13 protein-coding genes, 1 tRNA gene and 1 other RNA gene are annotated in these 10,141 nt (G+C 40.8%); 7 read left to right on the plus strand and 8 right to left on the minus strand.

Going from position 1 to position 10,141, the window contains the following annotated elements:
* Positions 1-278: 278 nt before the first annotated feature.
* Positions 279-353, minus strand: a tRNA-Thr gene (locus tag T420_RS0100145).
* 198 nt (positions 354-551) lie between these two features.
* Between T420_RS0100145 and T420_RS07385 the strand changes: the two genes are divergently transcribed.
* From T420_RS07385 to T420_RS0100160, 3 genes are all read left to right on the plus strand, one after another.
* A complete protein-coding gene (locus T420_RS07385; protein WP_013545491.1) occupies positions 552-704 on the plus strand; it encodes a hypothetical protein in 153 nt (50 codons plus the stop codon).
* 180 nt (positions 705-884) lie between these two features.
* Positions 885-2,177: a UDP-N-acetylglucosamine 1-carboxyvinyltransferase gene (gene murA / locus T420_RS0100155; protein WP_013545490.1), complete on the plus strand. Its 1,293-nt coding sequence runs from the start codon at positions 885-887 to the stop codon at positions 2,175-2,177.
* 239 nt (positions 2,178-2,416) lie between these two features.
* Complete coding sequence (locus T420_RS0100160) at positions 2,417-2,806, plus strand: hypothetical protein (protein ID WP_026501030.1); 390 nt, start codon at positions 2,417-2,419, stop codon at positions 2,804-2,806.
* Positions 2,807-2,911: 105 nt separating this feature from the next.
* On the opposite strand, the gene T420_RS0100165 is transcribed toward T420_RS0100160, so the two are convergent.
* The 5 genes from T420_RS0100165 to ykgO form a co-directional block, all read right to left on the minus strand.
* Entirely contained in the window at positions 2,912-3,763 is an 852-nt protein-coding gene (locus tag T420_RS0100165) for a TIGR00282 family metallophosphoesterase (protein WP_013545489.1), read from the minus strand.
* Positions 3,764-3,766: 3 nt separating this feature from the next.
* A complete protein-coding gene (locus T420_RS0100170) occupies positions 3,767-4,369 on the minus strand; it encodes a 5-formyltetrahydrofolate cyclo-ligase (protein WP_026501031.1) in 603 nt (200 codons plus the stop codon).
* Positions 4,370-4,439: 70 nt separating this feature from the next.
* Positions 4,440-4,600, minus strand: a non-coding RNA gene (gene ssrS / locus T420_RS07150) — 6S RNA.
* Positions 4,601-4,682: 82 nt separating this feature from the next.
* Positions 4,683-5,519 carry a tetratricopeptide repeat protein gene (locus T420_RS0100175; protein WP_013545487.1) on the minus strand — a complete coding sequence of 279 codons (837 nt, stop codon included), beginning with the start codon at positions 5,517-5,519 and terminating at the stop codon, positions 4,683-4,685.
* Positions 5,519-5,644 carry a type B 50S ribosomal protein L36 gene (ykgO, locus tag T420_RS0100180; protein WP_013545486.1) on the minus strand — a complete coding sequence of 42 codons (126 nt, stop codon included), beginning with the start codon at positions 5,642-5,644 and terminating at the stop codon, positions 5,519-5,521. Before ykgO ends, T420_RS0100175 begins: the two co-directional genes overlap by 1 nt.
* Positions 5,645-5,956: 312 nt before the next feature.
* Between ykgO and T420_RS07110 the strand changes: the two genes are divergently transcribed.
* Positions 5,957-6,148: a hypothetical protein gene (locus T420_RS07110; RefSeq protein ID WP_013545485.1), complete on the plus strand. Its 192-nt coding sequence runs from the start codon at positions 5,957-5,959 to the stop codon at positions 6,146-6,148.
* 49 nt (positions 6,149-6,197) lie between these two features.
* On the opposite strand, the gene T420_RS0100190 is transcribed toward T420_RS07110, so the two are convergent.
* Complete coding sequence (locus T420_RS0100190) at positions 6,198-7,313, minus strand: 5-(carboxyamino)imidazole ribonucleotide synthase (RefSeq protein WP_013545484.1); 1,116 nt, start codon at positions 7,311-7,313, stop codon at positions 6,198-6,200.
* The gene (gene purE, locus T420_RS0100195; protein ID WP_013545483.1) at positions 7,297-7,812 is read right to left on the minus strand and encodes a 5-(carboxyamino)imidazole ribonucleotide mutase; all 516 of its coding nucleotides are present in this window, start codon (positions 7,810-7,812) and stop codon (positions 7,297-7,299) included. Before purE ends, T420_RS0100190 begins: the two co-directional genes overlap by 17 nt.
* Before the next feature lie 612 nt (positions 7,813-8,424).
* Here purE and infA point away from each other — a divergent pair.
* The 3 genes from infA (at position 8,425) to yacG (ending at position 9,824) form a co-directional block, all read left to right on the plus strand.
* Positions 8,425-8,643, plus strand: coding sequence for a translation initiation factor IF-1 (gene infA / locus T420_RS0100205; RefSeq protein WP_013545481.1), 219 nt, complete (start codon positions 8,425-8,427; stop codon positions 8,641-8,643).
* Positions 8,644-8,840: 197 nt separating this feature from the next.
* Entirely contained in the window at positions 8,841-9,527 is a 687-nt protein-coding gene (locus tag T420_RS0100210) for a Maf family nucleotide pyrophosphatase (protein ID WP_035450784.1), read from the plus strand.
* Between the two features lie 72 nt (positions 9,528-9,599).
* The gene (gene yacG / locus T420_RS0100220) at positions 9,600-9,824 is read left to right on the plus strand and encodes a DNA gyrase inhibitor YacG (RefSeq protein WP_013545479.1); all 225 of its coding nucleotides are present in this window, start codon (positions 9,600-9,602) and stop codon (positions 9,822-9,824) included.
* Positions 9,825-10,141 lie beyond the last annotated feature (317 nt).

The raw sequence follows: 10,141 nt of genomic DNA on the forward strand, positions 1-10,141 counted from the left end.
GTGATGTTGGTGAGACATGGTGGAGGGTATGTAGTAAAATCAAAACAGTTATAAAAGAAGAAGTAGACGTTGGAGAAGCCTCAAAGAGAGGTGAGGTCTGGATTGAGAGCTTGAGAAAAAGAGCAGAAAGAGAAAAAGAATGAATCCGTGTCAATAAAGGAGGCGTTATCGTGTCAATAAAGGAGGCGTTATCGTATAAATTAAGAGGAGGGGCTGTCAACAAAAGGAGCTGCTCCTGCAATGTGATATTGATGTGTATTGATGTGTGGGATATGTAATGGTGCTGCGAGAGAGGATTGAACTCTCGACCTCTCCCTTACCAAGGGAGTGCTCTACCACTGAGCTACCGCAGCGCTTTAAATCTCTGTGCTGCCTTGTGCCATATTGTTACAAAATAGGCAAGAGAGCATTAATCCATTCTTGCAAGTCAGTTCATCTTATGTCATGACAAAAAAGGTGATATAAGAAGCCAAAAAGATAAAGGCAAAAAATAGTGTGAGCCTGATGTGTTTCAAGCTATCAAAAAGTGAAATTTTTCAAAAAAGTGTGTTATGACACAAATGAATCAACAAAAACAAAATGATAATAAAAAATGCAAAGATGAGAGAAAAAAACAACGCCAAGAAAGGCTAGCTCAGCAGTTGCGTGCCAATTTAAAACGCCGAAAAGAGCAAAATCGAAAACGATTTCAGGATAACTCCTAAAAAAGACTTTCGATTAAGGTATTTTTAAGACATTTTTGCAACCAAATCTCTTGATGATTCGTTTCAAAGTTATAGAAAAAAATGCTTTAAGGTGTTCATCTGCTTTAAAAGGAGTCTTATTCAATTCAAAAGGTTCTTTTAAAGGGAGACTTTAGGCTTGAGTAAAAAGGGCAGAACATTATGGATTCTATTCACATTATTGGTGGAAATCCTCTTAATGGTGTTATTCCTATTTCAGGGGCTAAAAATGCTACACTCCCTCTTATGGTTGCGGCATTGCTCACGGAGGGGACACTTACTTTGGATAATATTCCTCATCTCGTCGATGTCGAATTCTTACTGCGAATCCTCAATCATCACGGGATCGGTTATGCTGTCGAAGGACGAAAATCACATCAAGATAGCGGATATTCAAGAACAATTCATTTTACAGCAAAAAAAATAACAACAATAAATGCTCCTTACGAATTAGTGAAGAAAATGCGCGCAAGCTTTTGGGTCATTGGTCCGCTGCTCGCACGATGTAGAGAAGCTTACGTTTCTTTGCCTGGTGGATGTGCCATCGGAACACGGCCCGTCGATTTTATTCTGGAAGGACTCAAAAGTCTAGGAGCACAAATCGTTATCGAACAAGGATATGTGCATGCTAAAGCACCAGAAGGGCTCAAAGGCGGACGCTATCGTTTCCCTAAAGTAACTGTCGGGGGAACTCACGTGCTCTTGATGGCAGCTGTCATGGCAAAAGGAACAACCATTCTTGATAATATCGCTTGTGAACCAGAAGTCATAAATCTGATTCAAGCGCTCAAGGCTATGGGCGCACACATCTCTGGAGAAGGTACGCAAACCCTCACTATCCACGGAGTCGAAAAACTCAATGGCGCAAAAATTCAAGTTATTGCTGATCGAATCGAAGCAGGAACATATGCTATGGCCGTGGCTATGACAGGGGGAAAAGTCTTGCTAAAAAATGCAAATCCTCATCATCTTACCCAAGTCCTCGAGTGCCTCAAAAAAACAGGGCTCGAAATCGAAATAAAACCAGAAGGTATCAGTGTAAAACGAGATCCAGAGAAAAAAATTATACCCGTAGATATCAAAACAGGTCCTTTCCCAGATTTTCCAACAGATCTACAGGCACAATTTATGGCTCTTATGACACGAGCTCAGGGAAATGCTCATATCACCGAAACAATTTTCGAAAACCGATTTATGCACGTACAGGAATTAGTCCGCTTGGGTGCACAAATTACACTGAGTGGACAAACAGCACTTATCCGAGGGACAGATCGTTTGCAAGGCGCACAAGTGATGGCAACAGATTTGCGCGCTTCCGTTTCTCTTGTTATTGCTGCGCTTGCCGCACAGGGAAAAACAATCGTCAATCGCGTCTATCATCTCGATCGAGGTTTCGAACGGTTGGAAGAAAAGTTAGCTCAATGCGGTGCAGATATTCGACGTGTAACAGGATGAGAAAATAAGATGCTTCCTAAAAAGATATAAATCCCAAAGAGCTTAAAGAAGCCAAAGGGGAGTGCGTAACTTCAAAGAGGCTGAAAGGGTCAGTTAGATATACAAATGTTATGCTTAGAGAGTGTTAATCTGTGAGACGGATTGTGAGTAGGGGAGATACCTATAGAATGATCTGGAAAAGCTGTAGAGAAGGGAATGTGTAAACTTCGAAAAGGCCGAAGGAGTTCCTCGCCCGAGAAGTGCGGAGAAAACAAGAAGGCTGCCTAAAGAGAGGTACAAGGAGGCTGCCTAGAGGTACAAGGAGGCTGCTTAGAGGTACAAGGAGGCTGCTTAGAGGTACAAGGAGGCTGCTTAGAGGTACAAGGGGGCTACTTAGAGGTATAAGGAGGCTGCCTAGAGGTATAAGGGGGCTGCCTAGAGGTATAAGGAGGCTGCCTAGAGGTATAAGGGGGCTGCTTAGAGGTATAAGGAGGCTGCCTAGAGGTATAAGGGGGCTGCCTAGAGGTATAAGGAGGCTGCCTAGAGGTACAAGGAGGCTGCCTAGAGGTATAAGGGGTCTGCCTAGAGGTACAAGGGGGCTGCCTAGAGGTACAAGGGGGCTGCCTAGAGGTATAAGGGGGCTTGCTTAGAGGTACAAGGAGGCTGCCTAAAGAGAGGTACAAGGAGGGGATAAGCTTTCAAAAGATTGCCGAGAAGGTGTAAACTCCAAAGAGGCTGAAGGAGCCCAGAGAGGCCTAAAGAGATAAAGGACCCCAAAAATCTGGAATTTCAGGCTTTAAATGGGGACCAATGCGAACAGCCGAAACTTTTTCAGCAAGGCCAGTACGGTCAGAGAGTTCAACCGCTAAACCACAAAGCGTTGCTGGGCCTTTCGCAGGTGCATAAAATTTAAACTTCTTCTTATAAAGAAAACGGTATAAGGGTTCTTCTTTATCCATCCCTAAAGAGGAATTATAATCACCGCACATCCCCGCATCTGACAAATAAGCACTTCCTCCCTCTAAAATTTGAGCGTCAGCCGTCGGGATATGCGTATGGGTGCCAACAATAACGCTCACACGTCCATCAAGAAAGTGACCAAAACATTGTTTCTCACTGGTCGCTTCCGCGTGAAAGTCAAAAATAATAGCGTCTGCTTGCTCCCGCAAAGGACACGCTGCAATAATCTTATCCGCTGTGTGAAAAGGGTCTTCTACCGTGCAGGGCATAAAAACAGTGCCCATCACATTTGCAATAAGAACACGAGCCCCATTTTTCGCTGTCCATAAACCAGATCCTTTCCCAGGTGTGCCTTCAACAAAATTCGCTGGACGTAAAAAACGATCGCTATAAGATGCATAGTTCAAAGTTTCTTTACAGTTAAATGCATGATTGCCTGTCGTAACAACATCAACACCCGCATTCAAAAAATCTTGATAAGCTGCCTGGGTAATGCCAAAGCCATTGGAGGCGTTTTCACCATTCACAACAACAAAATCAAGGCACCATTGCTCAATTAAACAAGGAAGAATGCGCAAAACAGCTGCACAACCGGTTTGTCCAACAATATCACCTAAAAATAAAAAGCGCATAAGCGTTTTAATCATAATTTAAGATTTAAGAAAACCCTTTTCTGTAAAAATACCCTCTACAAGGAGGTCATCTGCTCGCGCAGGAATGGACAAAACTTCTTGGCACGAAAAACCAAAACCAAGTAAATGCACAGGGTGAGCTTGGTTATGAAAATGTGCAATCACTCGGTCATAATAGCCCGCTCCGTAGCCAAGGCGGTGAGCCTGACGGTCAAATGCAGAAAGGGGAACAAGTATAAAATCAGGAAAAACAACAGTCTGTTCAGAGTTAGGACAAAAAATACCAAAATGCATTAGCTCTAACTGCTTCTCATCCGAAAAACGACGAAAAACCATCATCTTATCATCAAGAACGACCGGTAAAGCTAAATTTCCACCACGGGAGGAAATAAAATCAAACAAAGGGCGTGGGTCAATCTCTGAACGAATCGGCCAATAACCAGCAAAAATAATTTGTGAAAAATTACTCACTTTTTGTGCAAGATACTCAGAAACATGAAAACAGGCCTGTTGCGAAAAAATACTCCGCTCTTCCAAGGATAGATGATCTCGTTGCGATAAACCAAATTGCCGCAAAGAGTTGCGAACCGATAAAAAAAGAGAAGGAGAGGAAACTATCATTGTTAAGCAATGACCTTCAACCACACAAATCACAGAAAATAATAACCAAAAAGTGATCAAAATACAGAAAAGGTGAACCACAACAACCGATGGAAAAAGTTGATTCCGAGTGCCTAGCATACTAGGTGGGCACCGTGTGAAAAAGCCCACGAGCTCTTTCAGGGACAGCTCCCTTGGAAATCAATAAGGCCTCAGGAATATGTTATTTCCTGTCGAGAAGCGCAGAACACCTCTCCCATTATAAAACAATTTTACCTCCCCCGCTAGATAAAAAAAATCCGATTATTCCTTTAAGGAATCATTGCTAAAAGTGCTAAATTTCTTGACCCAATTGTTCGGATAAAAGAACATCAAGACGTTTTTGAACAAGCTGCATTTGCGGATACAAAGTTAGAGCCGTTTCATAAGCCTTTATCGCTAAATGTGGGCGATCCGTTGCTTCCATGATAATGCCAAGCTCAAAGAGGGCTATGTAATTCCGAGGCTCAAGTTTGAGAGCATGAGAAAGATCAATCATCGCAAGCTTAAAATCACTCAATTGAATATGAATCCAAGCACGCCTAACCCAAGGCTCAGCATAGGTCGGAGAAAGAGATATCACAGAATCAATCATATCAAGAGCAGAACCGTAATTCGATTCCGTAATGCTTTGTTCTGCCCATGTCATTAAAAGATCAATAGTCTCGCTGCCTGAGCGTGACCATAAACGCTGAAGTTGACGACTCAACTTTTTCGCCTCCTTCGCATCAGAACAGTATTTCAATTCTCTAAGAAGACGCACAATCTCTTGCTCTTTACGGTCACTCGAAAGAGATCGATGAGAGTGAGGTATCAATTCATAATCTTCAAGAAGAATCGCTCCTGAGTGAGAATCCGATAAGGAGGGACTCTCAGACTGAGCCGGTGGCAAACCAGGTATCAGGTCATCTAAAGGCAAAAGCAATTGTGGAGAAGGAGACTCTTCGAGCGATAAAGAAGGAGGATTCTGACCATAACTCGGAGAAAGAAAAAAAAGACTATTGAAAAGTAAAACAAAAATACCCTGTTGTCTTAAAAATCTTGCCCACTGTCTTAAAAATCTTGAATAAACACAACAAAAAAATGCTGCCAAAAAAACAGTAGCAACCAAAAATCTGTCTTTAAAATCCATTATCCCTGGCGAGCTCTAAAACGCGGATTGGTCTTATTCAAAATATAAATACGACCTTTGCGACGAACCAACCGATTATTACGGTGACGTTCTTTGAGTGCTTTGAGCGAATTCTTAATTTTCATCATCATCACCGTTTATATAATGAGCACCATATTATATTCTTAAATATTATACAGTATGCTCTTAAGACATAGACGTTACAGAAGCATTCCTGACGTTACAGAAGCATTCCCAGAACCTGTCGTAAAAAACTGCTTCATAAAAAAACAATGAAACTTTTTAATATAATGGACAAGTAAAGACTATAAATTTGTAACAGCGAGTCCTCTTCTTGTCAAGTACACTTTCCTTTATCTATACGGGAAATAGAGTAACTCTTCAGGGTTGATGATCTTTTATACATGGTTGATGATCTTTTATAGAAGAAAAAGGGGATGTTGGAGGGAGAGTGTTGCAAGGGGGGAGTTGTTGTAGGGGAAGGACGAAGGGGTGGAAAAGTTTTTAAAAGGGCTGGAGAGAAGAAGACAGGAGAAGGCAGGATATGTCGAGAATGGGGAGAGGTGAGAGGTGACGAAGCGCAGAAGTTAGAGCGTTGGGGAAGGAAAGAGTTGTTCGCAGGGGGGTAGGAGAAGAGGGGAGCAGATATGGAGAGGTTAGGGATGCTCTCTGAAGTGCTTATTCTGTTGCGTGGGAAGATTGTGTTGCTGGTCCTGTTAACTCGATGACATGACCCATTTTCCGTTCTGGTTTGACAAGAGTTTTGCCGTATAAATGCACTGATGTCGATTTTTTCCGTAAAAAACTCTGGTAATCTTTCAAGTTCATGCCAAGGAGATTTGTCATCTCACAATTGCTATGGCGTGAGGTATCTCCTAAAGGAAGAGCACAAATGGAACGGATGTGCTGCTCAAATTGTGAAGTGGTGCATGCTTTTTGCGTCCAGTGACCCGAATTATGCACACGAGGCGCTAATTCATTCACCAAAAGACTTCCATCGGCTAAGACAAAAAATTCTACACAAAGAACACCAACATAATCAAGAATATCCATAATCTGAGCGTTAATTTCTTGCGCTGTTTCTTGTATCATCGGTGAAGCGCGTGAAGGCACAAATGTTTTATAAAGAATGCCGCTTCTATGTTGATTTTCACAGCAGTCATAAAAAGCATGCTCTTTTTGAGGATTCGATGCCGATACGACAGATATTTCAAACAAAAAAGGGACAATTTCTTCTAAAATCAAAGGTTGGTGATCAAGCGCAATTAAAGCTTTATCGATGATTTCTTTACTCGGATGATGAAGACCAATCTGGTGTTTGCCATCATAGCCAAAACGTCGTGTTTTCAAAAGACCACTGCCCCCTAAGGCCGATAAGCCCTCAATAAGAGAATTCCGATTATGAACCGCATACCACTTAGCCGTTCGAATCCCATGATCGTTCAGAAATTGTTTCTCAAGAACTCGGTCTTGTGAAATCTCCAAAATCTGAGAAGAGGGATAAAGATAACTTTTTTGTTCAATATATTGTGCTATTTGCAAAGGTAGATTTTCAAATTCATAGGTTATCACATTGCAAACAGAAAGAAGATGCGCTAACGCTGTTTGATCTTCATACGAAGCAAGAATATGCTCCGTACTAATTTGAGATGCTGGGCAATCAATCTCAGGGCTCAGAACAAGTGTCTTAAAACCAAGTTCCGCTGCTGCAAGCGCTAACATTCGTGCTAATTGACCTCCTCCAAGAAGACCAATAGTGCTACCAGAGTGTAGACTTTCAGAATAGTGAGACATTTGCATTCTCCGTCGTTGGAGTCATCGTTACGCTAGCTGTTTGTTTTTCACGCCAGCGCTGTAAACGTTCGGATAAAACATCATCATAAACCGCAAGAACCGCTGCGGATAAAAGAGCTGCATTAATCGCTCCTGCTTTGCCAATCGCTAAAGTACCAACCGGTATGCCAGCGGGCATTTGCACAATCGAAAACAAAGAATCTTGACCCGATAAAGCTTCAGACTGAATCGGAACGCCAAAAACAGGTAAAGGAGTAAGAGACGCTAGCATACCAGGAAGATGCGCTGCTCCCCCAGCGCCAGCAATCAAAACTTTAAAGCCAGAAGCTTTTGCTCCTTTTGCAAATTGGTAAAGCCGTTCAGGTGTCCGATGCGCTGAGATGATCTGTGTCAGATGAGAAATGCCAAGGTGGGTTAAAATATCTGAACTATGGTGCATGGTATGCCAATCTGATTGACTACCCATTAAAAGCGCTACGTCATACAATTTTTCAGCCATTTAATATCCTTTTTCATTCTTTAAGGGCTTAGTTCTTGGTCAATGGGTCTCATGCATTGTCAAAGAGCGATTCAATTGCTTTTAAAAGTTTTGTCGTCTTTTTGTAAAGTAATTAGTAGATTTTATCCTCTTTAGTGAGAGAAAATAAATGTTGGAGCGCAACTTTTAAGAAAAATAAAGAGATAGAAAAAGAAGACCATAATAATAGAAAAAGAAGACCATAATAAAAGACCATAATAAAAAGAGCATAGAATAATGGTCTTATTGAGAAAATAAGAGCTTATGAAATTTAAAGTGGAAGGCAGAAAAGTGAAGATTGCTGTCAAGCTCAGAAACTCATTAATATTATACAGTGAAAAAGCGATAATATTATACAGTGAAAAAGCGATCATATGAAAAAAGTGAAAATCAGGAGAAGAAAAAAGGAGAAAAAATAAAGAAAATAAAAAATGAAAAATGCTCTGATGAACAGCAAATGAAGCCCAAAAAGAAAATCTCTTTTTCTCTGTATAAATCCCTGTTCACAAAATCAACAAAATAGGATATGAAAAAAGAACGATAACTTATCATATAAAATCAACGACATATATACTGTAAAGGAAATCACTCTTTATGTCTAAAGAAGAAGTATTGGAATTTTCTGGGATCGTTACAGAACTTTTGCCGAACGCAATGTTTCGCGTAAAGTTAGAAAATGATCATGAAATTATTGCTCATACCGCTGGAAGAATGCGTAAAAATCGTATCCGTGTCTTAGTCGGCGATAAAATTATGGTGGAAATGACCCCTTATGATTTATCAAAAGGACGAATTACATATCGCTATAAATAATCGTCAAAAGGAAAAAACTCTGTCTCAAATCAACAAACCGAAAATCAAGCTCTTGGCTGAAAAAGTGAAATCCTAGCAAGAAAGTAAACTGATATAAAACTCATCCAGTGATCAAACAAAAAAATCAAAAATAAAAAAATATCAGAGCTATAAAAAATTTAAATAAAGCGGGGACGTTAAGACAAAAGTGCATAGGCATGGCACTCATAGGCACTCAAATTAGCGAAAGGGGTTCTATCATGGATATCGATTTGGTTCTTGCTTCTGCTTCTCCGCGGCGTTTAATACTTCTTGCACAAATAGGTGTTGACCCCAAATTTGTTTATGCAACTAATATTGATGAAACACCAAAATCAAGAGAGCATCCGGCAAGTCTGTCAAAGCGTTTAGCAAAAACAAAAGTCCTTGCAGCAAAGGAAAGCTGGTTAAGAGATCAGAAAAATAGTCAAAAAGAACCAGAAGCAAAAAAATATTTAATTTTAGCTGCAGATACAGTCGTGGCAGTGGGACGAGTCATTGTTCCTAAAGCAGAGGGAGAAGATGAAGCATACGAATGTTTGCGCTTTCTTTCAGGAAGAGCTCATAAAGTATATAGTACCGTGTGTCTTATGAATGAACGTGGGAAAATAAGTGCCAAACTAGTTGAAAGTTCTGTGCGGTTTAAACGCTTAACTAAAATGATGATGGATGCCTATTTGGCTTCCGGGGAATGGGAAGGAAAAGCCGGAGGATACGCAATCCAGGGAAAAGCAGGGGCTTTCGTGACAAATATAACCGGATCTTATTCCAACGTTGTGGGGCTCCCATTGGCTGAAACAATGGATCTCTTAATGGCTTATCATTATCCATTGCTTAATCATTGGGTAGAAAATTTCGATGGATAAGGTCGAAATGGGTGAAAATTTATGGGTAAAGGCAAAAAAACAAAAGCTTACAAAAAAACACCGTGAAAAATAATGAAACAGCCGAAAAAAGATAAAAAAAAAGCAGAAATATATCAACTGCCATTACAGAAAAATAATCTGCGCTCATCACGTCCTTGTCCAGAATGTGGAAAAATATCTCAGCAGGATTCTTATCCTTTTTGTTCATCACGGTGTCGTGCAGTCGATCTGAACCGTTGGCTTTCTGGGGCATATGTTTTGCCTCCTCCACCTCAAAAAACCGATGAAGAAGAGTAAAAGAAAAAATCTTTAAAAGAAATTGCCATACACCATCTGTATCTGTGGCTGAAATTAAACGCTTTTTTACAAGTTCGTCTAAAAATGAATTGTGCTCTTTTACCTGTGAGCATGAATGGTTTCAATAAGCGCCATTTGCGTTAATCACTTCCAAAATATCAGTCAGTGTTCTGCTTTCTTTTTCCCTTCTTATCAGAACATGATTCTTCGTTATCTAGAGCAAATCTGGTTCGTTATGGTGCGCCGTAGGGAAAGGGAGGTGAAGAGGATACTGAGGAAGGAGGGATGTAAGGAGGAGGCAGTGGAGAGAGAACCGT

Origin of the sequence: Bartonella clarridgeiae ATCC 51734, from assembly GCF_000518185.1 — a bacterium.
Classification (GTDB): domain Bacteria; phylum Pseudomonadota; class Alphaproteobacteria; order Rhizobiales; family Rhizobiaceae; genus Bartonella; species Bartonella clarridgeiae.